Below are 25,726 nucleotides of genomic sequence, written 5' to 3' on the forward strand. Positions count from 1 at the left end.
GCGACGAAACGACGAAGCAAAACGAACCGAGTTTGGAGCAATCCCATGGCTGTGCAGAAATCCCGTGTCACCCCGTCCCGCCGCGGTATGCGCCGTGCGCATGACGCCCTGAGCGCCAAGCAGCTGTCCACCGATCCGACCACCGGTGAAGTGCATCTGCGTCACCACATCACCGCTGACGGTTTCTACCGTGGCAAGAAGGTGATTGCGACCAAGTCGAATTCGGCCGTCGAAGAAGATTGATCCGTGAAGGCCGCTGCCCGGTCGGGCAGCGGCCTTTACTCCATTCTTCCCGGCTGTCGGTGTTGATGGCCGTGCTACAGGACATGCAATGAGCAAGCGGATCTACTCGAGGATCGCGGGCACTGGTAGCTATTTGCCCGAAAAAGTGTTGACCAACCAGGATCTGGAGAAAATGGTCGACACCACCGATGAGTGGATCCAGTCGCGAACGGGTATCCGTGAGCGGCACATTGCAGCGGAAAACGAGACCACCAGCGACCTCGGCTACCATGCCGCGGTGCGTGCGCTGGAAGCGGCCGGTATCGACGCTTCGCAGCTGGACATGATCGTGGTGGGTACTACCACGCCCGATCTGATCTTCCCCTCCACCGCGTGCCTGATCCAGGCCAAGCTCGGTGCGAGCGGGTGCCCTGCCTTCGACGTCAACGCAGCCTGTTCTGGCTTCGTGTTCGCGTTGAGCGTGGCGGACAAATTCATTCGTTCCGGTGATGCACGCCATGTGCTGGTCATCGGTGCGGAAACCCTGACCCGGATCGTCGACTGGACCGAGCGCACTACCTGCGTGCTGTTCGGCGATGGCGCCGGCGCGGTGGTGCTGAAGGCCGACGAAGACACCGGCATCCTGAGCACCCACCTGCATTCGGATGGCAGCAAGAAAGAGCTGCTGTGGAATCCGGTGGGCGTGTCGGCCGGTTTCGGCGAGGGCGAGAACGCCCGGGGCGCGATCCTGATGAAGGGCAACGACGTGTTCAAGTACGCGGTCAAGGCGCTGGACTCGGTCGTCGATGAAACCCTGGAAGCGAACGCGCTGACCAAGGCCGACCTGGACTGGCTGATCCCTCACCAGGCCAACCTGCGCATCATCGAAGCGACGGCCAAGCGCCTGGACATGTCGATGGAGCAGGTGGTGGTGACGGTGGACAAGCACGGCAACACGTCGTCGGCGTCGGTGCCGATGGCGCTGGACGTGGCGATCCGGTCGGGGCGCGTCGAGCGTGGCCAGCTGCTGCTGCTGGAAGCATTCGGCGGCGGCTTCACGTGGGGTTCGGCCCTGCTGCGCTATTGATAGCACTCGTTACGACAGCGTGACGCTTTCATTACGGCCCCATCAGGGGCCGTATGCATTTCAGGAGACCTGTCATGGTTGAGCCCATCGTCATTGAAGGGCAACGCGCCTGGCTGAAGCAGTACGGCGAAGGAAGCCGCGCGGTAGCCTTGGGCCTGCTCAATTTTGTTGCACACCGTTTCCAGCTCGATGCGCTGCGCCCGCCGCCGCACCGGGGCGGCGATGCCGCGAAGGAAACCGAGGCGCGCCGTCTGGGCGAGCTGGCCGCGCAGGGGGTGAACGTGCCGCACGTGATCGGCACTGGCCACGCGGCGCTGGTGCTGGAAGACAACGGCAGTTCGTTCAATACGTGCCTGCGACAGGCCGACGCGGCCGGGCGCGACGTGCTGGTGGCGGCAGCGATGCAGGCCATCGCGGCGGCGCATGCGAAGGGGGCCTACTTTGGGCAGCCGTTGCCGCGCAACCTGACCTGGGACGGGGCGAAGGTGGGCTTCATCGATTTCGAGGAAGACCCGCTGGAGGTGATGGATCTGGCGCAGGCGCAGGCACGCGATTGGCTGATGTTCGGCTACGGTGTGGCCAAGTATTACGAGGACCGTCCGCAGCAGTTGCAGGCGCTGATGGCGCAGGCGATGGACGGGGTGGAAGCGCCGGTGATCGCGCATGCGCACGCGGTGTCGGGGCGGCTGCAGGGGCTGGCCCGGGCGAGTCTGAAGATGGGCCGTTCGGCGCGCGCGCTGGCCCACGCGATTCTGATCGTGCATGGGGCCACGGCGCTGGGGGTGCTGATGCTGGCGGTGATCTGCTACGACTTCTTCTCCGACGGCGACCTCGACATCCTGCAGTTGTTGGTTTGATCGGGGTGGGGCCAGAGCGTTATTGCTCGCTTGGGTTGGGCCGGGTCGGCGTGGATGGGTTGGCGGGACACGCCGTGAATCCCGCTCCGCGGTCCGGCCCAGCCGCTGGCGGCTGGGCGTTCGAGCGCTTGCGAGGCAGTGCCTCGCAAGCAATGCGCTCTCACCCTTGGAGGCTCGTGGGCGCCATCCATGACGCCCAACGGTCCCGCCAACCCACCCACGCCGACCCCCGACAGATTCCGGGCGGGCATGGGCAATCAACGGCACTTCGTCTCGGCGTTGCTGAGCCTCAGCAGAGCAGCCTGCCCGTATGGGTGAGGGGAGGGTAGTGCCGAGCGAAGCTCGGCACCTCTCAAACCCACCCCAGCCCTCTCCAAGACAGTGACGGACTGCTCTGGCTCCATGCTTGCAATCGAAAGCGGCCCCGCCACATACGCGTCAGTACAGACGGAGGGCGGTATTCCCCCTTATCATTCGCCGTTCGATTTTTGCAGGCGGATGACCGCGTGACCGATTCCAATCTCGCATTCGTGTTCCCCGGCCAGGGCTCGCAGTCGCTGGGCATGCTCGCCGAACTGGCCGAGCTGCACCCGCAGGTCCGCGAGGCCTTCACCGAGGCCTCCGATGGCGCCGGTGTCGACCTGTGGGCGCTGTCGCAGGGCGGCCCCGAGGAAATGCTCAACCGCACCGAATTCACCCAGCCCGCCCTGCTGGCCGCCAGCATCGGCGTCTGGCGCGTCTGGAATGCCCTCGGTGGCGCCACGCCTGCCGTGCTGGCCGGCCACAGCCTGGGCGAGTACACCGCGCTCGTTGCCGCCGGCGCCCTGACCCTGCGCGACGGTGCCCACCTGGTGCGCCTGCGTGGCCAGCTCATGCAGGAAGCCGCCCCCGCCGGCGTCGGCGCCATGGCCGCCGTCCTCGGCGCCGAAGACGCCCTGGTCCAAGAGGTCTGCGAACAGGCCGCCGGCAGCCAGGTCGTCGTGCCCGCCAACTACAACTCGCCCGGCCAGATCGTCATCGGTGGCGACGCCGCCGCCGTCGACCGTGCCCTGGCCCTGCTCGCCGAAAAGGGCGTGCGCAAGGCCGTCAAGCTCGCCGTCAGCGTCCCCTCGCACACCCCGCTCATGCGCGAAGCCGCCAACCGCCTGGCCGAAACCATGGCCGGCCTGGACTGGCGCGCCCCCGCGCTGCCGGTCGTGCAGAACGTCGACGCCCGCATCCACGACGGCGTCGACGCCATCGCCCAGGCCCTGGTCCAGCAGCTCTACCTGCCCGTCCAGTGGACCGGGTGCGTGCAGGCGCTGGCCGCCCGTGGCGTCACCCGCGTTGCCGAGTGCGGCCCGGGCAAGGTCCTGACCGGATTGATCAAGCGCATCGACAAATCGCTGGACGCGCGCACACTGTCCACGCCCGCCGATTTCGAGGCAGCCCGCGAAAGCTGGGCCGCCTGATCCTTTGACTGGCTTCGCGTCGCCCGGCCCCGGCCTGGCGCGTGGACCGGTCCCGTTCGAGGAACTACAGATGAGCAAGCCCCTTCAGGGTGAAATCGCACTGGTGACCGGCGCCAGCCGTGGCATCGGCGCCGCCATTGCCGACGCACTGGCCGCGCAGGGCGCGACCGTCATCGGCACCGCCACCACCGACGCCGGTGCCGCCGCCATCGGCGAACGCCTGGCCGCTGTGGGTGGCCACGGCCGCGCACTGAACGTCACCGACGCCGCCGCGCTGGAGGCCGTGCTGGACGGGATCGCCAAGGAGTTTGGCGCCATCAGCATCCTGGTCAACAACGCCGGCATCACCCGCGACAACCTGCTGCTGCGCATGAAGGACGAGGACTGGCAGGCCATTCTCGACACCAACCTGACCAGCGTGTTCCGCACCTCCAAGGCGGTCATCCGCGGCATGATGAAGGCCCGCAAGGGGCGCATCATCAACATCGCCTCGGTGATCGGCGTGACCGGCAATGCCGGCCAGGCCAACTATGCCGCCGCCAAGGCCGGCATCATTGCCTTCTCCAAGTCGCTGGCCAAGGAAATCGGCTCGCGCGGCATCACCGTCAATGTGGTCGCTCCCGGCTTCATCGACACCGACATGACCAAGGCCCTGCCGGAAGAACAGCGCGCCGGCCTGGTCAAGACGATCGCCCTGGAACGCCTGGGTGAACCGTCCGACATCGCCAACGCGGTGGCGTTCCTGGCCGGTCCCTCGGCCAGCTACATCACCGGCGAAACCCTCCATGTGAACGGCGGCATGTACATGCCGTAAGCATGTGGCGCACGGATCGCGCCGCAAGTGGTTGATCTGAAAGATGTTTTGCAGCAATGCAAGGCATCGTCGGTTTCCACTACACTATCCCACGGTCATCCGACATCGGATGGCGTCATTTTTGAACCACTACTCCATCTGGAGCGATATCCAATGAGCACCATCGAAGAACGCGTCAAGAAAATCGTCGTCGAACAGCTTGGCGTCAAGGAAGAAGAAGTCACCAACAGCGCATCGTTCGTCGATGACCTGGGCGCTGACTCGCTGGACACCGTTGAACTGGTGATGGCGCTGGAAGAAGAGTTCGAGTGCGAAATCCCGGACGAAGAAGCCGAGAAGATCAGCACCGTCCAGGCTGCAATCGACTACATCAACGCCCACGTCAAGGCTTGATGTCAGGCGGCTTGCGCGCGGCGGTGGCACCCGCCCCGGCCGCGCGCGGCAATCCCATGGGGCCGCACTTGCGGCCCTGTGCATTTGAGCGTTACACCGCGTCATACCCGTGAACCACGGGCCAGGAGAATCAGCAATGAAGCGTCGCGTCGTCGTCACCGGCATGGGCATGGTCTCGCCCCTTGGCAATGATCTGGACACCAGTTGGAAGGGCATCAGCGAAGGCCGTTCGGGCATCGCTGCGCTGACCAACGTTGCCGACAGCTACCTGGAACGGTTCACCACCAAAATCGCAGGTGAGGTCAAGGGATTTGACATCACGGCCGACAACGCACTGTTCGGCACGTACCGGGTCAGCGGCAAGGATGCCAAGAAGATGGACCCGTTCATCCATTACGGCTTGGGCGCAGCGTTCATGGCCCTGCACGATTCCGGCCTGGAGATCACCGACGCCAATGCCGAGCGCATCGGCGCGATCGTCGGCGCCGGCATCGGCGGCCTGCTCGGCATCGAAGAGCAGACCATCGATTTCCATGAGGGCAAGAAGATCTCGCCCTTCTACGTGCCCAAGACCATCATCAACATGTTGCCCGGCCAGCTGAGCATCATCAGCGGCCTGAAGGGCCCGTCGTTCTCGGCGGTGTCGGCCTGCGCCACCTCGAACCATTCCATCGGCACCGCCATGCGCATGATCCAGTACGGCGATGCGGACGTGATGGTGGCCGGTGGTGCCGAACGTGGCTCCTCGCCGACCGCCCTCGGTGGCTTCTGCGCGATGAAGGCCATGAGCACCCGCAACGATGATCCCGAAGCGGCCTCGCGGCCGTGGGACAAGGACCGTGACGGCTTCGTGCTCGGCGACGGTGCCGGCATCCTGATCCTGGAAGAGTACGAACACGCCAAGGCCCGTGGTGCGAAGATCTACTGCGAACTGGCCGGTTTCGGCGCCAGCTCCGACGCCTACCACATGACCGCGCCGAGCGAGAACGGCGAAGGCGCCGCGCGCTGCATGGTCATGGCCATGAAGGACGCCGGTGTGACCCCGGAGCAGATCGGCTACCTCAACGCGCATGGCACCTCGACCCCGCTGGGCGACCTCGGCGAGACCATGGCCATGAAGGCCGCTTTCGGTGACCACGCCTACAAGATGATGGTCAGCTCGACCAAGTCGATGACCGGCCACCTGCTCGGTGCCGCTGGCGGCGTCGAAGCGATCTTCTCGGTGCTGGCACTGCGCGACAACGTGATTCCGCCGACCATCAACCTGCACCAGCCGGGCGAAGGCTGCGACCTGGATTACGTGCCCAATGAAGCACGCCAGGCCAAGGTCGACGTGGTGATGTCCAACGGCTTCGGCTTCGGCGGCACCAACGGCACGCTGGTGTTCAAGCGCGTCTGATCGCCGCGCAGCCGTACCCGCACCCGGGCCGCCATCTTGGCGGCCTTGGTGTATCTGGCCCTCCCGCACCTTCCGGTTCCCCGCCATGCTGCTGACCCATCCGCTGCCCGCCACCACCGACCTGCTCGCGCTGCAGCGCGTGGCGCCGTCGCGCTATCCGCTGCTGATGGAGTCCACCGCCTCGGGCACCGCGCAGGGTCGCTGGGACCTGCTGCTGATGGGCAACGGGCAGGCGCTCGCGCTGCACGCGGACGGCGTCGTGCGCGATGCCGAAGGTGTTGCCCATCCGGGCAGCTTCCTGGACGTGCTGGACGCGCAGTGGGCGGCGCTGCGCCAACCCCGCGAGGAGATCCAGCTGCCGTTCCGCGGCGGCTGGGCGCTGATGCTGGATTACGAACTGGCCGGGCAGATCGAGACGGTGCTGCAGCTGCCCGCGCGCGCCGACGGGCTGCCCGCCGCCCTGGCCCTGCGATGCCCTGCAGCGGTGCTGCACGACCGCGTGCTGGGCCAGTACCACGCTGTGTGCGAAACCGACCACGCCGCACTGCTGCAGACCCTGTTGGCCGACCTGGACGCCGCGCGTGCGTTGCCGCCGCTGCCGGCCTGGCAGCCGCCGGCCGAGGTGGGCGAGGATGGGCCCGCACGCTTCACCGACGGCGTGGGCAAGGTGATCGATTACCTCCGCGCCGGCGATGTGTTCCAGGTGAACCTGTCGCGGCGCTGGAATGCCCGGTTCGCCAGCACGCTGTCGCCGCAGGCGCTGTACGCGCAGTTGCGCGTGGCCAACCCGGCGCCGTTTGCCGGGCTGTTCATGGCGCAGGGCAGGGCGGTGGTCAGTTCCTCGCCGGAGCGGCTGGTGTCGGTGCATGGCGATGAGGTGCAGACCCGGCCGATCGCCGGTACCCGCCCGCGCTTTGCCGGTGACGATGACGCCGCGCGCATCCAGGAGCTGGTCGGCCACCCCAAGGAGCGCGCCGAGCACGTGATGCTGATCGACCTGGAGCGCAATGATTTGGGCCGCATCTGCACGCCCGGCAGCGTCGAGGTCGACGAGCTGATGACGGTGGAAAGCTACGCCCACGTGCACCACATCGTGAGCAACGTGCGTGGCCGCCTGCGCGCGGGCGTGAGCCCCGGCCAGGTGATCGCCGCCACCTTCCCGGGCGGCACCATCACCGGCTGCCCGAAGGTGCGCTGCATGCAGATCATCGCCGAGCTGGAACAGACCGCGCGTGGTGCCTATACCGGCGCGTTCGGCTGGCTCAACCGCGACGGCGACCTGGACCTCAACATCCTGATCCGCACGGCCGAAGTGGCCGACGCCAGTGCCACCTTCCGCACCGGTGCCGGCATCGTGGTCGATTCGGACCCGGACAAGGAACTGGACGAAACCCGCGCCAAGGCGCGTGGCCTGATGCGTGCGCTGGGCCGGCATGACTGAGCCGTTTGGGCGTGTGCAGCGGTCGCGCGGTATGCTGCGCGGCGGCGAAAACCATTCGAGGTGACCATGGCGGGTGCGAAACGGGGATGTCTGGCCGTGCTGGCGGTGCTGCTGTTGGGGGCATTGCTGCTGGCCGGTGCAGGGGCATGGTTCTGGCATAGCCAGCGCGGCTTCGCCGATGCGCCGTTGACCCCGGACCAGCCCAGCATGGTGATCGCCTCCGGCGACGGCCTGAACACGGTGCTCGGCAAGCTGCGTGCGGCCGGCGTGGACGAAGGCAGCGACACCCAGTGGCAGCTGCTGGCGCGCCAGCTGGATGCGGCTGGCAAGCTCAAGGTGGGTGAATACGCGCTGGACCCCAGCCTGACCCCGCGCGAGCTGCTGCTGCGCATGCGCCAGGGCCGCGTGCTGCAGCACCGGGTGACCATCGTGGAAGGCTGGAACATCCGGCAGGTCCGGGCCGCGCTCAAGCGCGCCGACCCGCTGGCGCACACCACCGACAGCCTCGACGATGATGCCCTGATGAAGGCCATCGGCTTCCCCGGCGAACACCCGGAAGGCCGCTTCCTGCCCGAAACCTACGTGTACCAGCGCGGCGACAGCGACGTGGACGTGCTCAAGCGCGCGCACGCCGCGATGGAGAAGGAAATGACCGCAGCGTGGGACAGCCGCGCCGACGACCTGCCGCTGAACTCGCCCTACGAACTGCTGACCTTGGCCTCGATCATCGAGAAGGAAACCGCGCTGCCCAGCGAGCGGCCGCAGATCGCTGGCGTATTCATGCGCCGGCTGAAGATCGGCATGCGCCTGCAGACCGACCCGACCGTGATCTACGGCATCGGCAGCAGCTATGACGGCAACATCCGCAAGCGCGACCTCACCACCGATACGCCGTACAACACCTACACCCGGGCCGGCCTGACCCCGACTCCGATCGCCATGCCGGGCCGCGACGCCCTGCAGGCCGCCGCGCAACCGGCCGCCGGCGATGCGCTGTACTTCGTGGCAGTGGGCGACGGCAGCGGCGCGCATGTGTTCTCGGCCAACTACACCGACCACAACGCCGCCGTGGCGCGCTACCTGCAGCAGCTGCGCCAGCAGCGCAGCCAGGCGGCGCCGCAATGACCGCATCGCTGCTGCGCCACCCGCGTTTGGTCAGCCTGGAAGGCGGCGAAGGCGCGGGCAAGACGACCGCCATCAATGCCATCCGCGAGGCCCTGCACGCACGTGGCCACGAGGTGCTGTTGACCCGCGAGCCCGGCGGCACGCCGCTGGCCGAGCGCATCCGCGCGCTGGTGCTTACCCCCGATGCGGAGATCGCCGCCGAGCCGCTGTCGGCCGAGGCCGAACTGCTGCTGGTGTTCGCCGCGCGGGCCCAGCACGTGCGCCAGGTGATCGAGCCAGCGCTGCGCCGCGGCTGCTACGTCGTCAGCGACCGCTTCACCGATTCCAGCTACGCCTACCAGGGCGGCGGCCGTGGCCTGGACCCGGCCTGGATCGCCGACCTCGAGCGCCGCGCCGTGGGCCTGCTGCCCGGGCTGACCCTGCTGCTGGATGTGGACGTGGCCATCGGCCGCGCCCGCGCCAATGGCCGCGATCTGTGGCCGGACCGCATCGAGAGCGAGCAGGACGATTTCTTCCAGCGCGTGCGCGCGGTATTCCGCCAGCGCGCCAGCGCCGACCCCGCCCGTTTCCGCCTGATCGACGCCAGCCAGGACCAGGCCGGCGTCTCCGCTTCGGTGGTGGCGGCGCTAGATGCCTGGCTGGCACGGGAGCCTGCCCATGAGTGACACCTTTTCCCCGTGGCAGCAGCGCGCCTATGACCAGACCGTGGCCGCGCTGGATGCCGGGCGCCTGGGCCACGGCCTGCTCATCTGCGGCCCGGCCGGGCTGGGCAAGCGCGCCGTGGCGCTGCGCATGGCCCAGCACATCCTGTGCCGCGGTGAACCGGCCGCTGCCCAGCGCAGCGCGCAGCTGATCGCCGCCGGCACCCACCCGGACCTTCAGCTGATCTCGTTCGTTCCCAACAAGTCCGGCGACAAGCTGCGTACCGAGATCGTGATCGAGCAGGTCCGCGAGATCTCCCAGAAGCTGGCGCTGACCCCGCAGTACGGCATCGCCCAGGTGGTGATCGTCGACCCGGCTGATGCGATCAACCGCGCGGCCTGCAACGCGCTGCTCAAGACCCTGGAAGAGCCGCAGCCGGGCCGCTACCTGTGGCTGATCAGCAGCGACCCGGCGCGTCTGCCGGCGACGGTGCGCAGCCGCTGCCAGCGGCTGGAGTTCAAGCTGCCCCCGCGTGAGGAGGCACTGGCGTGGCTGAAGACCCAGGGCCACAGCCCGCGCAGCGCCGAAGAGGCACTGGACGCCGCGCGCGGCCACCCCGGGCAGGCCGACGACTGGCTGCGCGAGGATGGCCTGGCGCTGCGCAAGCAGGTCGCCACGGACCTGGAGGCGCTGGTGGCCGGTCGCGCCGGCGCGGTGGAGCTGGCCCAGCGCTGGACCGCGGACGACAACGCGGCGCTGCGCCTGCGCCACGCCGCCGACCTGGCGCTGGCCCAGGCCAGCACGGGTGGCTTGACCGATCCGGACCGATTGCACAAGCTGGCGGCGTGGTTCGACGCCGCCAACCGTACCCGCGATCTGCTGCGCACCACCGTGCGCGCCGACCTTGCGGTGGTGGAATTGTTGTTGGCCTGGAACAAGGTCAACGAGCGGCAAGCAAAGGGGAATAGAGCATGAGTGCCACCAACGCCCGCCAGGGCATCCTGTCGCTGGCGGTCAAGGACAAGGCCGCGCTGTACAGCGCGTACATGCCGTTCGTGAAGAACGGCGGCGTCTTCGTCCCCACCCCCAAGCGCTACTTCCTGGGCGACGAGGTGTTCCTGCTGCTGACCCTGCCGGACTCCAGCGAGCGCCTGCCGGTGGCCGGCAAGGTGATCTGGGTGACCCCCGCCGGCGCTCAGGGCAACCGCGCGGCCGGCATCGGCGTGCAGCTGGCAGAAGGGGCCGAGGGCGAGAACGTGCGCAACAAGATCGAGACGCTGCTGGCCGGCATCCTGACCTCGGACAAGCCCACGCACACGATGTGAAGAAATTTCGGCGAAACCGTTGACGCCGAAAATTGCCGCCCTATAATGAGCGGCTCAGCAGCATCGGGCGGTTAGCTCAGCGGTAGAGCATTGCCTTCACACGGCAAGGGTCGCAGGTTCGAACCCTGCACCGCCCACCACGATTCAGTCGAAAAAGCCTCCGGAAACGGGGGCTTTTTTGTTGGCGTGGGTTCTCACGGCCCGATGCGGTGACACGGCCGCTCTCTGATGAGGGCTGTTAGGCTGGGTTACGCCCGCAACTCAGTTGCAAAGTTCGATCAGAAGCGAACGCCAGGTTTAGGTGGATGAGTCGATCACCAACGCCGCCTCATGGGTCACAGTTGTGTGTCTTTCATCTGCGAAAGCTTGCTTGGTAAGAGCTGACGAGCTCCTGGATGAGATCCAAAAAAGTCTCCTCACAGTCATATCCCTGGCGGCTGTACATGACCGTCCATGGCTCGCCTTTGGGGCTCGCATTGATCGGGTCGAACAGGACGAACCAGTCATAGTCCGAAGGCTCAGCAGTTACCTGGATGGCGTCGCCCATGCGATAGGTCACATCCTCGATATCAAGTAGCGGGTCCTTGGCGTGCGCATTCGCCCACATCGCAACGATCTGCGCATTGTCGTCCCCGAACTTTCGGACCAGCTCCACGGGAAGCAGGACGCAACAGTAAGTTCCAGGAACTAGAAAGCCGTTCGACTCCAAGAGGAACTCCCGGTAGCTGTCAGGGAACCTAAATCCAAGTCGCTCTTCAGCGTCAGCGATCTGTTGGGGTGTTGCGCCCTTCTGACCCAGCCATGTCAGTTCTTCACGACCAACCTTTGATGCAAGCACCGCTAGAGGGGCGTCTGGAAAACCGTTGATGAACGGCTCCAGGCCAAGGTACTCAATGCCATCATCCCTGCCGCGTTCAATGCACGCCAGTCCCACTGCATTGAGCTCCACAAGAAGCTCTTTCCACAAGGCGCTCATGTCTATTTTTCCTGGTACAGGCGAAGGCCGTAATTCACTGAGAAGAGCTGGAGCTCCATGAACTGCTCAAAACCATCGATGTATTCCGCGCCCTCATGAACGAGTTTCACCACCTCCACCTCTCCCTTTGGTGACTTTTCCTGTGGGTCAAGAAGGACGAATTCGGGGCGGTGATTGGGTGGGCCCGAAAGCTGGATCGTTCCCTCAAGGCGATTCTGGACGTAGTCGTCCACTTCAGCTGGCCATGTGTCCAATGTCTCTCGGTAGAACCGTGCTACGTCTGCATGGTCGTCGCCGAGGTGCGCGATCAGTTCTACAGGCAGGATCGAGCTTGTTGATTGGCCTGGCATGAGAAAGCCGTTCGAAACGCGAAGAAATGCGGTGTAGGTAGAGGGCAGCGTGACGCCCAGCCGCTGTTCGGCGGATGTGATCTGCACCTGCGTTGCAGGCGGCATACCAAGCCAGGTAGCGTGCCCGGCCATCGCAGAAATCGCAACCTGGGCCATTGCGCTGTTTGAGTGCCGGTCGACAAACTGCTGCATCCCCAACTCAGGGGGAGGGTTCGCCACGATGTACGGGATGCTGGTGAGACATGCTTGATTGAGATCGGTGAGGAGGCGGCGCCAGTCTTGTTCGTTCATGGACTTCTCGATCCTTGGCAGTTCAAGGGAGTTCTGTCGCGCTCGTACCTTGAGATGTTGAGGCGGACACGTGGCTTTCTTCCTGGCATGTACACTTTGCTGAGATCATGGCAGGCCAGAACATAAGCTCCGTCTGCCAGCTACAGTTGGCCTGGCATTTCCGATCTGCACTTCTACTACTCCACTACCCTCACCCAGAACTCCTCTCCGTCGAGCACCCTCGCTTCCGTGCACAGGAACCCTCCTAGTCGATTGCCAACCTTCTGGTTGTCCGCGCCAAGAATGTACTTGACGGACATTGAGGTTTCCGGGACCAAAGAAGCGCCTTGGTTGGTAGATGCGAAGGGGTACTCGTCGCAGTTGAGACCTGCCTCGTAGCCCTCCGGAAATCGCTTCCTGCACAGTGTTCCCGATGCATTTCGATTGGCATTGTTGATCTTGTCATCTCTCGTGCGGGTCAATGCCGCACCGCGGCGCGCAGGATCTACATGCCAGCGTCCTATCATGCCAGGAAGAATCTCCTGCGCGACTTTGATGTGCGTTGCCGACTCATCCGTTTCCGAGTCGGAAAGGCTGACGTCAAACACTGCGGGATACTCCAGGAATCTGCACCCAGATGTTCGCTTCTTGGACAGCGTGTCGCAGCGTAATTGCGGCGCGACCATTTGTATTGGCGTCTGGTCGACGTTGAATCGTGTCAAAACAAGCTGTGTGTTCTGACTGGTCTTGCCATCGTCCGTATCGAAGCGAAGCGCTGCGGAGAATTCGTAGATTCCTGGTCCACTCAGCGTTTGTGGCTCGAACTGCTGCTTCTCAGTGCAACTGCCGCAGTATAGATCGGGGGCTACGATCAGCCCGGCCATTGCGTTGCCTTGTATGGCTTCAAACTCGACGCGGACGCGGTGCGTCCATGCGGTACGACTTTGCGGGACAGACACATAGTCATACATCGTCACGTTTGCCACTTCTTCCTCACCCGTTTCCGGGTTGTGTGAGGAGTACTTCGCGACCCGTTTTACGCAGTAGTGCTTCCGCGAACCAGTCGCTTCTTCCTCATCCTTGTCCGTCGCATCCTTGCAGGCTTCTTCGAACGACATCTCCGGATTCTGCAGGCTGTGCTCGTACTGCCGCAGTTCGTCCAGCGTCATGCTGGCGACCATCTCCGCATCGGTGGGGCAACCTTCTTCATCCTGCGCAAAGGCGGGCAACGCGAACAACGCAAAGGCCAAGGCCAACGGGGTGAGCTTCATGTACTGCTCCTGGAGGTTGGATGCGTGGATGCATCCGGTATCCCGGTGTTACGCCTGCTCAAGGCCATTCGATGTAGGGAAACTGCACTGCGGGCGCGAAGCGTGACGCTCCGTCGGCGGCGCCTGTGCCGCACTGCACGCTTGGCAGCTCGAAAGTGTGTGGGCTGCACGGCGGCATGACGATCCGTCAGTGTCAGCGCGTGTCGCGATCAGCCGCTTCATGCGCGTTCCAATCAGAATCGGCGGTAGTGACCTGCATGCCAAGGCCGAGCTGCCACGTCCCGCGCTCTCGTTGAAACAGGCCGCCATCTATCCGATAGTGTCCCGGCCACGCACCTGGCCCGGCGCGTTGGACATTCTCCAAACGGACGAGGTGGAATGCATGCGGCGGTTCATGATTGTCGGAATTGCAGCCCTGCTGCTGGTCTCACTGGCGGCCCATGCCAACCCGCCTGAGCCGCAACAGGACACGGCCCAGCAGGCCCTCGCGGCGTGGCTGGCCGCCTTCAACGACGCCGATGGCGATGCGCTGCACGCGGTACGTGAGAAGTACGGCATGCGTCCCAATCGTGTGGCCGATCTCGAATTCCGCAAGGACACCGGTGCCCTGCAGGTACTCGAGGCCAGGCCCGGCACCGCTGGCACTGCGAAGGTACTGGTGCTGCCGTCGGTGAATGACCGCGCGATGCTGGTCACCGCGTCCGTCGACCCGACATCCGGCGCGACCGCGCTCCAGTTCGAGGGCGCGGAAACGCCGCCCCGGTTCGCACCCAAGCGCCTGCCTGAAGCTACCCTGCTGGCCGAGGCGAAGGCCCGCCTTGACGCACTGCAGGCATCGGACGAGGTTGCCGGTGCCTTCCTCGTTGCCAGAAACGGCGAGGTGCGGATGCAGTGGCAGGGTGGGCGGGAAGACCGCGAGCGTGTGCTGGCCGTGTCCGCTGACACCCGGTTCCGCCTGGCCTCGTTGAACAAGATGTTCACTGCCGTGGCCATCCTGCAACTGGAGCAGGCGGGCAAGCTGACCCTCGATGATTCCCTTGGCAAGCACCTGCCCACCTATCCGAACCGTGCGGTGGCCGACGCAGTCACGCTGCGCCAGCTGCTGAACCACACCAGTGGGCTCGGCGACATCTTCGGCGAGAAGGCCAGCAGCAATGCCGCTGCGCTGCGCACCCTGCACGACTATTGGGCGGTGTTCGCCGACGAGCCGCTGGCCTTCCCGCCGGGCAGCAAGGACCAGTACTCGAACTACGCCTACATTCTGCTGGGCTCGGTGATCGAGGCGGTGTCGGGCCAGTCTTACTACGACTATGTGGATACCCACATCTACCGGGTTGCGGGCATGGCCGGGACCGGATCGCTGCCGGAGTCGACACCGGTCCCGGCAAGGGCGAACGCGTATACCCGCGTGGATGGAAAATGGACGCTGGAAACGGCGTCGCTGCCCTGGCGCGGCACTTCCGCGGGCGGTGGCTACAGCACCGTGGGCGACCTGCTGAAGTTCGGCGAGGCACTGCGTACGGGAAAGCTTCTGCCCCCCGCCGTCCTGGCGACAGCCACCGCGCCGCAGAACACCATGGCCTGGTATGGCTATGGCTTCATGGTGCGTGGCCAGGGAAGGGAGCGTCTGTATGGGCACGAGGGCGGGGCACCCGGCGCAAACGCGGTGTTCTACGTGCTTCCCGAGCAGGGCTATGTGCTGGTGGGGTTGAGCAACGTGGACCCGGAGGCGATGGGCAACGTGGTCAATTTCGTGGCCAACCGGCTTCCACTGTGAACGTGCGTGGGCCGGCCAGGGGTGCTGGCAGGATCAGCGCACACGCCGCTGGGCCCTGCCTGGGCAGCTACTTCGCGCGGTTGTACGCCGGGGCATTGGCCTTCCTGCCGCTGCCGGCGCTGGCGTCGGATTTCACCGGCCTGCTCACCGGCATGACGCTGCTGCTGCTCGCAGCCACCCTGGTGGTGTTGCTGCCCTTGCTGCTGGTCCGCCGGCATGCCTGGGTGCGGTGGCTGGGTACGTTCGTGGGCGTGAGCGTATTACTCATTGGCCTTGGCACCGCGGGCGTGGATACCTGGCGGCTGGTGGCCCGGACCAAGGTCAACGAAGTGCTGTCGGTGGGCACCGGCCTGCTGCTGCTCTACCTGCTGCTATGGCTGGCCATTGCCTACACGACGTACCGTCTTCAGCGCAGGCCGCCCGGACCAGACACGCGCCAGCGCTGACGATACGCGCAGCGTATCGCTACGGCACGCAACAGGTATTGGCGGCGCACCCCGTCGCTGCCCGATGCTGTGCGGATGACGACATCGAATCCCGTTTCCTTCGACGGCCAGGTGGGCCTGGTGACCGGCGCGGCCAGTGGACTGGGTCTGGCCTATAGCCGCCTGCTGGCCCAGCGCGGCGCACAGGTGGTGATGCACGACGTGGGTGCCGGGCTGGACGGCACGGGCAACGACCCGCAGCGGATTGCCCGCACGGTCGCGCTGCTGCGCGAGGGCGGGCTGGGCGTGCATGCGGCACACGGCAGCATCGACACCCGCGCCGACTGCCAGGCCCTGGTCGCCGGCATCCTGCAGCGTCACGGGCGGCTGGATTTCATCATCCACAACGCCGGGTGGGTGGAGTACCAGCCGATCGAGGCGCTGGATGACGACCACTTCGACCGCATGATGACGCTCGCTGCCAAGACGCCGCTGTGGCTGGCCGAGGCCGCGTGGTCGTCGATGCAGGCCAATCGCCATGGCCGCATCGTACTCACCACGTCCGACCGTGCGTTGTACCCGCAGTATGTGCAGAAGGGGCTGGCTGCCTATGCGGCGGCCAAGCTGGCGGCGGTGGGCATCGTCAACGTGCTGGCCGCCGAAGGCGCAGCGCACGGCATCGTGGTCAACGCGGTGTCGCCGGTGGCCAAGACCCGCATGTGGGGCGTGGAAGGCGAGCCGGACGAGCTGCATCCGGATGCGGTGGCCCCGGGCGTGGCGTTCCTGGTGTCCCGTATGTGCGTGGACGGCGGCTGGATCCTGCGGGCCAGCAATGGCCAGTTCCACGCCACGCGCAGCACCGAGGCCGACGGCGTAGCGTATCCGCGCGATCTGCGTGCGGTGCGTGCCGGCAGCATCGAGGACATCGCCGGGCAGTGGCCGGCCATTGCACCGACGGTGGCGGAACCGCGCTGACGGCCGTCCGCAGCAGCGCGATTCCGCCAGCACTGTGCGGCTTTCCGGGCACGGCCGTGACGATTGTTACTGTTGCGCGGGGTTCCGCGCACGCAGGTCCTGGGTGAGGCGGAACACATCGCTGACGACGTACAGGCCGTCGTGTCGCTGCAGGTGCTGATTGTCCGGCCCGTCCACCGCACTGGCGAGCAGCACGAACTGGTGCGCGGGATCGGGCTGGTAGACCAGCCCGAACAGGGCGTGCCGATCCAGATAGCTGTCCTCGTCCGACGTTGGCGTGCCACGCGCACGCAGTGCGCGCAGTGTTTCCATCGTGGGCGGCTGACGCTCGAGGTAGTCGTAGAACTCGACGATCGGTGCGCCGTGGGCGACGTCCAGTACGTACATGGCGTGGAAGTGGTCGTCCACCTGCACCGAGGCCACGTCGCCGGCGCGCCACAGCGTGAGTGATTTCTTGTGAGGCGGACGGCGCGCGGGCATCAGCGGCGCGCTCTGCAGCAGCGCACGGATCTGGCCGCTCTTGCGGTGGAAGTGATCGCTCAGGGCCACCGCGTCGTTGAGCGCAGTGATCGCGGCGAGGGCGCGAGTGGTCAACGCAGGTGCGTGGAAGCCCTGCTGGTGCAGTGCGGTGGCCAGCGCCAGTGCGGTGGTGTGGCGGTACAGCGGGGTGGTGATGCTGTCGTCGCTGTCCAGGATGCACTGCCAGCGCAGCATCAGGGTGGCAATGACCTCCGCGCCGATCTCGGCCGGTTCACGCGCAGCCTTGTCGGGGGAAAGACGCGCCCACAACGCGCAGCGCTTCACGTCAGATTCGATCGCCTCTACCAGTTCGCCGCCGGCCAGGTGGTTGAGCACGTTGCGGTGGGTAATGGTCACGGTGGTCGCTCGGTGTGCAGGCCGGACAGTTTAGCGGGTGCGTTTGACCCAGGCGCGCACAGCCAGCGCCACCAGACCGACGAAGATCAGCCACGACACCACATCGAAGATGCCATCGCCGAGCAACGCGCTGACCAGCCCCAGCAGGCTGGCTGCGGCGATCCAGGCCGGGGCGACGAACGGGCTGCGCGGTGCGGCGGAAGATCGGCTCATTCGGGTGCTCCGGTACGCGCGGCGCGTTCGAGTTCGGTCACCCGTTGCGCGGTGCTGCCGCGCTTGAACCACAGGTACAGGCCGCTGATGAGCACGCCAATGGTGAGCAGGTCCAGCAGCGCCCACAGGATCTTCAATGGCAGCTTGCCGTAATCACCGAAGTGCAGCGGCTGGCTGAGCAGCAGCACGCTCATGTAGAGCGGCAGCTGCGGCTGCGCGGTGAGTGCGCCGGTCTGCGCGTCGATCAGCACCGGGCGGTACAGGCGTTCGGTGAGTGCGCTGTTGCCCTGCATGAACACGCCATAGTGGTGGTTGCCGCTGTAGCCGGTGCCGGGGAAGCTGACGAAGGCCGGGCGCATGCCCGGTTCCGCAGCGCGCGCGGTGTCCACCGCCGCCTGCAGCGAGGCCAGCGTGGTGGGGCGTGGCTGGCCGGCGTAGCGTGCGGCGAATTCGCCCAGCTGCTCGCCTTGCCACGCCTGTTCGAGCGGCTTGGCGACGGTATTGATCGCGCCGGTGATACCCACCACCAGCGCCCAGCCCAGGGTGACGACGCCCAGTACGTTGTGCAGGTCCAACCAGGCCAGCCGACGGCTGCGCCCGGTACGCAGGGTGCCGAACGGCTGCTTGCGCATGAACGGGCCGTAGAGCACCAGGCCGGAGATGATCGCCACGGCGAAGAGCAGGCCCATCACGCCCATGAACAGCATGCCGGGAAGGCCCAGGAACAGGTCGGTGTGCAGGCGGTACAGGAAGTACATCACCCCTTCGTTGAACTGCGCGGCCGGCAGCACCTCGCCGCTGATCGCATGCAGCAGCGCGGTCTGCATCTGCGGCGGTGGGGTGTCGGCGCGTGCACCGGTGTTGACGTACACGGTGGGCGCGTCCGGGTCCCAGCCGACGAACAGCGGCACGTTGCCCGGGTACTGCGCCAGCGCGGTGCGCACCTGTGCATCCAGATCGCGCGCGGCGGCATCGGTGGCCGGTGCGTCCACGTGCGGCTCGGCCAGGTGGGCGATCTCTTCGCCGAATACCAGCGGCAGGCCGGTCAGGCACAACAGCAGCAGGAACACGGTACAGACCAGGCTGGTCCACTTGTGCACGAGGAACCAGGCGTTGAGGGTGGATCGTTGCATTCGGCTGGCGCAGGGCAGGCAGGGATGCGGGCGATGGTACGTGATGCGGCCGAAGCGGTCAGCGCCGCGCGGGTGCAGCAGGCGGCGACGGTGCGGCGCTGAACAGGTGCTCGGCCATGAAGTCGATGAACACCCGCAGGCGCGCGCTGGGCTGCCGTGTGCCCGGCCACAGCAGTGAGAACTGGCCGGGCTGCCGTGGTTGCTCGGGCAGCAGCGCCTGCAGCCGGCCGTCGGCCAGCGCGTCAGCGGCCAGGAAGTCGGGCATCCACGCCACGCCCAGCCCGCCGATGGCAGCGGCGAGCAGGGCTTCCATGTTGTTGCAGGTCATCACCGTGGCCAGCGCGGCACCTGCATCGCCATCGTGCCCGGGCAGCAACCACGGCTGCAGCTTGCCCGTGGTGGGGTAGCGGAAGCGCACCGCTGGATGCGTTGCCAGCTGCGCCAGCGTGGCCGGCTCTTCGTGCGCGTGCAGGTGCGTCGGCGCGGCGCACAGCACGAAGTGGAACGGTCCCAGGCGGCGCGCCATCAGGCTGGAGTCGGCAAGTTCACCGCTGCGGATCACCACGTCCAGCCCTTCGCTGACCACATCGACCAGGCGGTCGTTGAAGTCCAGCTCCAGCTGCACGTCCGGGTAGCGTTGCCGGAACAGCGGCAACAGCGGCAGCAGGAAGCGGTAGCCGATGGTGGGCAGCCCCACCCGCAGCAGGCCGCGGGGCGACTGCTGGCGCTGGGCCAGGTCGGCTTGTACCTCGGACAGCTCATCCAACGCGCGTCGGCAGCGCTGCAGCAGCAGCTCGCCTTCTTCGGTGAGGTGTACCCGCCGCGTGGTGCGCTGGAACAGGCGCACGCCCAGCTGCTGCTCCAGGCGTGCAATGCGCTTGCCAACCGTGGAAGGCGACAGGCCGAGGCTGCGGGCAGCCCCGACGAAGCTGGCGGTTTCGGCGGTGCGGACGAAGGCGAGCAGGGCGGTCAGCGAATCCATGGGGCGATGATTACGGAACAAAGGTCCGTAATCAAATGCCAACGCGGGCGTTTTTGCTGGATAGACGCCGCTGTATCGTCAATCTTCCTTGTTGTCTGGATCCCCCATGTCTTTGTTGTCCCCTGATGACCTGCGCCGCGATCCGCGCTGGGGCGTGCTGGCGGTGTGCCTGGTGGCGCTCGCGCTGCCGTTGTCCTTCTCGGCCGGTGCGGTGGCGGTGCCGGCGCTGGCCGGCCGTTTCCAAGGCGCGCCGAGCGCGCTGGCGTGGGTCACCAACGCCTTCATGCTCAGCTTCGGCAGCCTGTTGCTGGCCGCCGGGGGGCTGGCCGACCGGTTCGGTCGCCGCCGGCTGTTCCTGTGCGGCAGCGCGGGATTCGTGCTGGCAACGTTGGCGGTGTGCCTGGCGGCGGACCTGCGCGCGCTGGATCTGGCGCGCGGCGTGCAGGGTGTGGCTGCCGCCGCCGCGTTGGCGTCGGGCAGTGCGGCGTTGGCGCAGCGTTTCCACGGCCACGCGCGTACGCGCGTGTTCGCGCTGATGGGCACGATGTTCGGGGTGGGGCTGGCGCTGGGGCCGCTGTTGGCCGGCCTGCTGCTGCAGACGCTGGGCTGGCGCGCGGTGTTTGCCAGTGGTGGGGTGCTGGCGCTTGCTGGCTGGGTGCTGGCCTTGCGCCACCTGGACGAGAGCCGCGGCCCGCCGGCGCGCCTGGACGTGGCCGGCATGCTCTGCTTCAGCCTGATGCTGGCCGCGCTGACGGTGATGCTGCTGATGCTGGCCGAGCACGGGGTGGGATCGCCACAGGTGATCGGCGCGGCACTGGCCACGCTGCTGTTGCTGGTGCTGTTCGTGCGGGTGGAAGCGCGTGCGCGACCGCCGCTGCTGGATCTGTCGCTGTTCGCGCAGCGCCGCTTCCTGGGCGTGCAGTTGCTGCCGGTGGCCACCTGCCTAGGCTATGTGGTGTTGCTGGTGGTACTGCCGTTGCACCTGCTCGGGGTGCAGGGTCAGTCACCGACCCGGGTGGGACTGCAGATGCTGGCGTTGTCGGCGCCGATGCTGGTGCTGCCGATGCTGGCAGCCGGCTGGTCGCGACAGGTGGGCGCGGCGCGGTTGTGCGTGGTGGGGCTGCTGGTATGCGCGGCGGGGTTGTATGCGCTGTCGCGCCAGGTGCTGCACGCACCGGCTGCGCAGTGGTGGCCGGCGCTGCTGCTGATCGGCGCGGGCACCGCGCTGCCGTGGGGGCTGATGGATGGGTTGTCGGTGAGCGTGGTGCCGGTGCAGCGCGCGGGCATGGCCGCGGGGATCTTCGGCACGGTGCGGGTGGCCGGCGAGGGCATCGCGCTGGCTGCGGTCACTGCGTTGCTGGCGATGCTGGTGGCGCAGCGGTTGGCGGTGGACAGCGGGTTGCCGGCCGCCACGCTGGCGCGGGCCGGCGCCTACCTGGCCACCGGGTCGCTGGCGCAGGCCACCGCACTCCTGCCGGGCCTGCCGCCGCAGGCGCTGCAGCAGGCCAGCAGCGAGGCGCTGGTGGCGCTGCTGCGCGGGCTGGCCGTGCTCACCGCTGGGAGCGGGCTGCTGGTGCATGCGCTGCTGGGGCGGTCGCCGGCACCGGCGGCGATCAGAACCGGTAGCTGATCGTGCCGGTGACCGTGCGCGGGTTGCCGGTGAAGCAGTCGCCGAAGTTGCGGCACGGCGCGACGTATTTCTTGTCGGTGAGGTTGGTGATGTTCAGCGCCATGGTCCAGTCGGTGACCTGTGCGAACACGCGCCGATGACGTGACCGGCACGGCCGTCACATGGCTGTCGTACCGGCCTCACCTGGCCTATGCCGGGGCGTGGGTAACGTGACACGTCCCCGTCCCCCACGGAGACACGCCATGTGGTTGCTTGACCGACTCTGGCCCGCACGCCCGGCCCGCGAGGCCGTGACGCCGCCGCCGTTGCCCGATGCCGCCCAGCGCAGGCTGCTGCTGAAGCGGCCTGCACGCGCAGGACGCAGCTCCATGGCACCTTGGCAGAAGGTCGCCGCGCCGACGCGGCGACGCAGTCACTGAGCCGGGAGCCGGTCGGCGGGGTGGTTGACCCCGTCGCTGACCGGCACCTCGCCCAACGCATACGGATTGATGCCGTCCAGGCAGCCCAGGTTGTAGCCGTACTCGTCCGGCGATGAGCGCCGCTGGTGGTGGGTGTAGATGCCGCAGGTCCCGCAGAACCAGTGCTTGGCCACGTGCGTGTTGAACTGGTAGAGCCGCAGCGCGTGCTCGCCTTCGATGACCTCCAGGTCGGCCAGCTTCACCGACCCGACGATGGCGCCCTTGCGCCGGCAAAGCGAGCAGTCGCACCGCCGCGGCGACAGCACCCCGTCGGGCAGGTGCAGGCGCAGGACCACCGCGCCGCAGTGGCAACGGGCCATGTGGTGGCGCTGGATCGGCACCCCGCCGATGGAATGAATACCGGGCATCGCAAGCGCCTCCTGTGCGCAATGGGGACGCCGCCAGTATGCCGCCGGCCCAAGCTGAACACGCGGACATGTAACCCACACATCGGTTGTGGCTAACTAGCGCCCCCGAACCAACGATGGACCGACGCGTGAAGAAGGCAGGACGATGGGGGCTGGCGCTGTTGATGCTGGTCGCAGCGCTGTGGGTGACCGGCCTGTTGGCCTACCAGCTGCCCGGACCGGGCTGGCTGCGCTGGGTTGCCATCGCGGCGTGGGCGGGCTTTGCGCTGACTACGGCGGTGGGCGTGGCGCGTGCGCGGGCAGGGCGTTGGCCCGGTGCGGTGTACGTGGGCGCGCTGGTGCTGTGCGGCGTCTGGTGGCTGCTGCTCACCCCGCGCCAGGACCGGGTCTGGGCCGACGACGTGGCGCAACGGCTGAAGGTGGTCGAATTCGACGGCACCCACGTGGTCCTCGACAACGTGCGCAACTTCACCTGGCGCAGCGAGGACGATCACGACGTGCACTGGGTGCGCCGCAGCTATGACCTGGACCAGCTGCGCTCGGCCGACCTGGTGATGTCGTACTGGATGGGGCCGATGATCGCCCACACGCTGATCTCCTTCGGCTTCGCCGACGGTCGCCAGCTGGTGTTCTCGCTGGAGATCCGCAAGGAGCGCGGCGAGTCGTTCTCGGCGCTGGGCGGGTTCTTCCGCAAATTCGAAATGACCCTGGTGGCGGCCGAAGAGACCGACATCATCCGCGTGCGCAGCAACGTGCGGGGCGAAGACGTGTACCTGTACCGCCTGCAGGGCATGACCGGCGAACAGCTCAAGGGCCTGTTCGTGTCCTACCTGGGCGAGGCGCGCAAGCTGGACGCCGCCCCGGCGTTCTACAACACCCTGACCAGCAACTGCACCACCATTGTCTATGAGCTGGCCAAGCAGATCGCTCCCGGCCTGCCGCTGGACTACCGGCTGTTGGTGTCGGGCTATTTCGCCGAATACGCACGCGACCTGGGCGTGCTCACCCCCGGCGTGGACTTTGCCACGCTGAAAGCGCGGGGCCGCATCACCGACCGCGCACGCGCCGCCGGCAACGACCCGGCGTTCTCGCAGGTGATCCGCCAGGGCGTGCCGGGCATGCAACAAGGAACCGCGCCATGACCGTGCCCCACACCTTCTCCCGCCGCCTGCTGCCGCTGCTGGCGGTGGTGTTGTCGCTGCTGCTGTCCAGCGGCTGCGCCATGGTCACCATGAAGCAGGTGGCGCCCACCGACTATCTGGCCAACAAGCGTGGCGACGTGCTCACCTCGGGCAAGCTCAGCGCGGCATCGCAGGAAACCCTGAGCGTGGTCGGGCTGGACGAGGACCTGTGCGCCAAGGACGTGGCCACCTGCCAGAAGACGCTGGAAGACACCGCCGTGCTGCCGGAGGAACAGCGCCTGTCGGCGCTGTCGGAGCTGTGGGTGAAGACCGCACTGGGCCTAAGCCCCAAGCCGAAGGACCGTGACAAGCACCCGATGAGCGACGCGGCGCTGGATGCGTGGCTGGAAGCGGCGCGTTACGCCTACGCCTACCTGTTCTTCAGCGGGCGCACGCCGTCGGACCGTGCCTTCGAAGACCGCCAGACCCAGGTGCGCGACTACTACAACTACGCCGCCGAGCAGACCGCAGCGGTGGTGTTCAAGCGCGCCCGCGAGAGTGCGCTGGAGGGCGAGGACTACAACGCCCCGGTGGCCGGCGAGCGCTGGACGCTGACCTCGGACTTCGACGAACTGCGCATGCCCAGCATTCCCACCCGCATGGTGTCGGCCTCGTCGGTGAGCTTTGCCGGCCTGCGCAGCACCTACCGGCGCGATGGCTTCGGTGCCGAGCTGGTGGTGGTGATGGACCCGCCCAAGCTGGCGGCCGCGGCGGACGGGACCAAGGCCGAGATTCCGCAGTACAGCGAGATGTCGGCGATCAACGCCACCGCGCTGCTGCGCTTCAAGGGCGACAGCCTGCAGCAGGTGCTCGACACCACCCAGGTGTTGTTCGACGTGTATTCGCCCGAGTCCACCGAACGCGTGGATCTGCACGGCGAAAAGGTGCCGCTGGCCGGCAACTTCACCGCCGCCTACGGCATGTGGCTGGCGCAGTCTGGGTTTGCCACGCAGTCGCTGCGCACGCTGTTTGGCCTGAGCGAAGGCATCGGCGAACCGCACATGTACCTGATGCAGCCGTGGGACCCGAACCGCCGCATCATCTTCATGCTGCACGGCCTGGGCAGCAGCCCGGAGGCGTGGGTGAACGTGGCCAACGAGATCATGGGTGATCCGGAGCTGCGCAAGCACTTCCAGGTGTGGCAGGTGTATTACCCGACCAACGCGCCGATCGCGTTGAACCGCTTCGAGATCGACGCCGCGTTCGACAACACGCTCAAGCACTTCGACCCGACCGGCAGCAGCCCGGCGTCCAAGAACATGGTCTTCATCGGCCACAGCATGGGCGGCGTGCTGGCCCGACTGCTGGTGACGTCCTCCGGTGACGTGTTGTGGAACGACCTGCTGGCCAACTACGACCTCAAGGGCGAGCGCCTGAAGCGGGTGCAGGCCAAGCTCGGGCCGCTGCTGCATTTCAACGCCGAACCGAACGTGGAACGCGCGATCTTCATCGCCGCCCCGCACAAGGGCACCGACATCGCCGGCAACCGCGTGGGACGCCTGATCGGGCGCCTGGTGCGCCTGCCGATCACCATCCTGGGCAAGTTCGATGACGTGTTCCAGGCCCTGCAGCAGTCGGAAAGCCAATCGGCGCAGCCGACCAAGCTGCAGATTCCCAACAGCATCGACAACCTCAAGGCCAGCGACCCGTTCGTGAAGGCGGCCGGCGCGTTGCCGATCATGCCGGGGCTGAAGTACCACTCGATCATCGCCCAGCGCAAACCCGACGTGCCGCTGCAGCAGTCCGACGATGGACTGGTGCCGTACTGGAGCGCGCACCTGGACGGGGCGGTGTCGGAGAAGGTGATCATCTCCGGGCACAGCGTGCAGGAAACCCCGCAGGCCGTGCTGGAAATCCGCCGCATCCTGCGCGAAGACCTGAAGGACGTGGGCGACACGCACCCGTGAAGCGGGGACCGGCCGGCTGATACGCGCCCGGCGGAAAGCGGGCGCGGTTGGGGATATGCAATCACCGGCGAATGGATCGATCGGCAATATGCATTCATCGTCGAACCGGGCCGACCGGCAATGTGCGGTCGCTCGTAGAGCGGGGCTCTGCCCCGCTGCCCTTCGCGGTGAAAGAAGG

At 66.8% G+C, this 25,726-nt stretch carries 27 protein-coding genes and 1 tRNA gene; 19 read left to right on the plus strand and 9 right to left on the minus strand.

Features of this window, described 5'->3' with window-relative positions; translation table 11 throughout:
• Positions 1-45: 45 nt before the first annotated feature.
• From rpmF to GQ674_RS03215, 13 genes are all read left to right on the plus strand, one after another.
• Entirely contained in the window at positions 46-243 is a 198-nt protein-coding gene (gene rpmF, locus GQ674_RS03155; protein WP_038690090.1) for a 50S ribosomal protein L32, read from the plus strand.
• Between the two features lie 88 nt (positions 244-331).
• Positions 332-1,309 (plus strand): beta-ketoacyl-ACP synthase III, encoded by a 978-nt coding sequence (locus GQ674_RS03160; protein WP_128096910.1) that lies wholly within the window; start codon positions 332-334, stop codon positions 1,307-1,309.
• 74 nt (positions 1,310-1,383) lie between these two features.
• The gene (locus tag GQ674_RS03165; RefSeq protein WP_159495922.1) at positions 1,384-2,166 is read left to right on the plus strand and encodes a serine/threonine protein phosphatase; all 783 of its coding nucleotides are present in this window, start codon (positions 1,384-1,386) and stop codon (positions 2,164-2,166) included.
• 506 nt (positions 2,167-2,672) lie between these two features.
• Positions 2,673-3,617 carry an ACP S-malonyltransferase gene (gene fabD / locus GQ674_RS03170; protein ID WP_159495923.1) on the plus strand — a complete coding sequence of 315 codons (945 nt, stop codon included), beginning with the start codon at positions 2,673-2,675 and terminating at the stop codon, positions 3,615-3,617.
• 70 nt (positions 3,618-3,687) lie between these two features.
• Positions 3,688-4,431, plus strand: coding sequence for a 3-oxoacyl-ACP reductase FabG (fabG, locus tag GQ674_RS03175; protein WP_159495924.1), 744 nt, complete (start codon positions 3,688-3,690; stop codon positions 4,429-4,431).
• 153 nt (positions 4,432-4,584) lie between these two features.
• Entirely contained in the window at positions 4,585-4,824 is a 240-nt protein-coding gene (gene acpP / locus GQ674_RS03180; RefSeq protein WP_017357544.1) for an acyl carrier protein, read from the plus strand.
• A gap of 136 nt (positions 4,825-4,960) precedes the next feature.
• The gene (gene fabF, locus GQ674_RS03185) at positions 4,961-6,223 is read left to right on the plus strand and encodes a beta-ketoacyl-ACP synthase II (protein WP_038690078.1); all 1,263 of its coding nucleotides are present in this window, start codon (positions 4,961-4,963) and stop codon (positions 6,221-6,223) included.
• 85 nt (positions 6,224-6,308) lie between these two features.
• Positions 6,309-7,664: an aminodeoxychorismate synthase component I gene (locus GQ674_RS03190; RefSeq protein WP_159495925.1), complete on the plus strand. Its 1,356-nt coding sequence runs from the start codon at positions 6,309-6,311 to the stop codon at positions 7,662-7,664.
• 66 nt (positions 7,665-7,730) lie between these two features.
• Positions 7,731-8,789 carry an endolytic transglycosylase MltG gene (mltG, locus tag GQ674_RS03195; protein ID WP_159495926.1) on the plus strand — a complete coding sequence of 353 codons (1,059 nt, stop codon included), beginning with the start codon at positions 7,731-7,733 and terminating at the stop codon, positions 8,787-8,789.
• Positions 8,786-9,454: a dTMP kinase gene (tmk, locus tag GQ674_RS03200; protein ID WP_159495927.1), complete on the plus strand. Its 669-nt coding sequence runs from the start codon at positions 8,786-8,788 to the stop codon at positions 9,452-9,454. The genes mltG and tmk overlap by 4 nt, the downstream gene beginning before the upstream one ends.
• A complete protein-coding gene (locus GQ674_RS03205; RefSeq protein ID WP_159495928.1) occupies positions 9,447-10,406 on the plus strand; it encodes a DNA polymerase III subunit delta' in 960 nt (319 codons plus the stop codon). The genes tmk and GQ674_RS03205 overlap by 8 nt, the downstream gene beginning before the upstream one ends.
• Positions 10,403-10,756, plus strand: a complete 354-nt coding sequence (locus GQ674_RS03210) for a PilZ domain-containing protein (protein ID WP_038690068.1) — start codon at positions 10,403-10,405, stop codon at positions 10,754-10,756. Before GQ674_RS03205 ends, GQ674_RS03210 begins: the two co-directional genes overlap by 4 nt.
• A 65-nt stretch (positions 10,757-10,821) precedes the next feature.
• A tRNA-Val gene (locus GQ674_RS03215) sits at positions 10,822-10,896 on the plus strand.
• 212 nt (positions 10,897-11,108) lie between these two features.
• Here the strand turns inward: GQ674_RS03215 and GQ674_RS03220 are convergent.
• The 3 genes from GQ674_RS03220 to GQ674_RS03230 all read right to left on the minus strand — a co-directional run bounded on the left by GQ674_RS03220 (position 11,109) and on the right by GQ674_RS03230 (position 13,623).
• Positions 11,109-11,732, minus strand: coding sequence for an SMI1/KNR4 family protein (locus tag GQ674_RS03220; protein ID WP_159495929.1), 624 nt, complete (start codon positions 11,730-11,732; stop codon positions 11,109-11,111).
• Between the two features lie 2 nt (positions 11,733-11,734).
• Positions 11,735-12,373: an SMI1/KNR4 family protein gene (locus GQ674_RS03225; protein ID WP_159495930.1), complete on the minus strand. Its 639-nt coding sequence runs from the start codon at positions 12,371-12,373 to the stop codon at positions 11,735-11,737.
• Positions 12,374-12,549: 176 nt separating this feature from the next.
• A complete protein-coding gene (locus GQ674_RS03230; RefSeq protein WP_159495931.1) occupies positions 12,550-13,623 on the minus strand; it encodes a NucA/NucB deoxyribonuclease domain-containing protein in 1,074 nt (357 codons plus the stop codon).
• Positions 13,624-13,780: 157 nt separating this feature from the next.
• Here GQ674_RS03230 and GQ674_RS03235 point away from each other — a divergent pair, with 157 nt between their 5' ends.
• The 3 genes from GQ674_RS03235 (at position 13,781) to GQ674_RS03245 (ending at position 16,800) form a co-directional block, all read left to right on the plus strand.
• Positions 13,781-15,400 carry a serine hydrolase domain-containing protein gene (locus tag GQ674_RS03235; protein WP_236546172.1) on the plus strand — a complete coding sequence of 540 codons (1,620 nt, stop codon included), beginning with the start codon at positions 13,781-13,783 and terminating at the stop codon, positions 15,398-15,400.
• Positions 15,397-15,846, plus strand: coding sequence for a hypothetical protein (locus tag GQ674_RS03240; protein WP_159495932.1), 450 nt, complete (start codon positions 15,397-15,399; stop codon positions 15,844-15,846). Before GQ674_RS03235 ends, GQ674_RS03240 begins: the two co-directional genes overlap by 4 nt.
• Before the next feature lie 75 nt (positions 15,847-15,921).
• A complete protein-coding gene (locus tag GQ674_RS03245; RefSeq protein ID WP_159495933.1) occupies positions 15,922-16,800 on the plus strand; it encodes an SDR family NAD(P)-dependent oxidoreductase in 879 nt (292 codons plus the stop codon).
• A gap of 66 nt (positions 16,801-16,866) precedes the next feature.
• Here GQ674_RS03245 and GQ674_RS03250 read toward each other — a convergent pair whose 3' ends face one another.
• Genes GQ674_RS03250 through GQ674_RS03265 form a run of 4 tightly spaced genes read right to left on the minus strand, consistent with a single transcriptional unit; the run spans position 16,867 to position 20,004 of the window.
• Complete coding sequence (locus GQ674_RS03250; RefSeq protein ID WP_159495934.1) at positions 16,867-17,676, minus strand: hypothetical protein; 810 nt, start codon at positions 17,674-17,676, stop codon at positions 16,867-16,869.
• Positions 17,677-17,706: 30 nt separating this feature from the next.
• Positions 17,707-17,889: a hypothetical protein gene (locus GQ674_RS03255; RefSeq protein ID WP_159495935.1), complete on the minus strand. Its 183-nt coding sequence runs from the start codon at positions 17,887-17,889 to the stop codon at positions 17,707-17,709.
• On the minus strand, positions 17,886-19,022 hold the full coding sequence (locus GQ674_RS03260) for a PepSY-associated TM helix domain-containing protein (protein ID WP_159495936.1): 1,137 nt from the start codon (positions 19,020-19,022) through the stop codon (positions 17,886-17,888). The genes GQ674_RS03255 and GQ674_RS03260 overlap by 4 nt, the downstream gene beginning before the upstream one ends.
• Positions 19,023-19,080: 58 nt before the next feature.
• Positions 19,081-20,004, minus strand: coding sequence for a LysR family transcriptional regulator (locus GQ674_RS03265; RefSeq protein ID WP_159495937.1), 924 nt, complete (start codon positions 20,002-20,004; stop codon positions 19,081-19,083).
• A gap of 106 nt (positions 20,005-20,110) precedes the next feature.
• On the opposite strand from GQ674_RS03265, the gene GQ674_RS03270 reads away from it, so the two are divergent.
• Entirely contained in the window at positions 20,111-21,634 is a 1,524-nt protein-coding gene (locus GQ674_RS03270; RefSeq protein WP_159495938.1) for an MFS transporter, read from the plus strand.
• On the opposite strand, the gene GQ674_RS03275 is transcribed toward GQ674_RS03270, so the two are convergent.
• Positions 21,618-21,764, minus strand: a complete 147-nt coding sequence (locus GQ674_RS03275) for a TonB-dependent receptor (protein ID WP_236546173.1) — start codon at positions 21,762-21,764, stop codon at positions 21,618-21,620. The two genes, GQ674_RS03270 and GQ674_RS03275, sit on opposite strands and share 17 nt — an antisense overlap.
• Before the next feature lie 282 nt (positions 21,765-22,046).
• Complete coding sequence (locus tag GQ674_RS03280; protein ID WP_159495939.1) at positions 22,047-22,460, minus strand: GFA family protein; 414 nt, start codon at positions 22,458-22,460, stop codon at positions 22,047-22,049.
• A gap of 164 nt (positions 22,461-22,624) precedes the next feature.
• On the opposite strand from GQ674_RS03280, the gene GQ674_RS03285 reads away from it, so the two are divergent.
• Together GQ674_RS03285 and GQ674_RS03290 are read left to right on the plus strand one after the other, a co-directional pair.
• The gene (locus GQ674_RS03285) at positions 22,625-23,602 is read left to right on the plus strand and encodes a DUF4105 domain-containing protein (protein WP_159499198.1); all 978 of its coding nucleotides are present in this window, start codon (positions 22,625-22,627) and stop codon (positions 23,600-23,602) included.
• Complete coding sequence (locus GQ674_RS03290; protein ID WP_159495940.1) at positions 23,599-25,548, plus strand: alpha/beta fold hydrolase; 1,950 nt, start codon at positions 23,599-23,601, stop codon at positions 25,546-25,548. Before GQ674_RS03285 ends, GQ674_RS03290 begins: the two co-directional genes overlap by 4 nt.
• The last annotated feature ends 178 nt before the right edge of the window (positions 25,549-25,726 follow it).

The sequence above is a fragment of the Stenotrophomonas sp. 364 genome, assembly GCF_009832905.1.
GTDB classification, from domain to species: Bacteria; Pseudomonadota; Gammaproteobacteria; order Xanthomonadales; family Xanthomonadaceae; genus Stenotrophomonas; species Stenotrophomonas maltophilia_AP.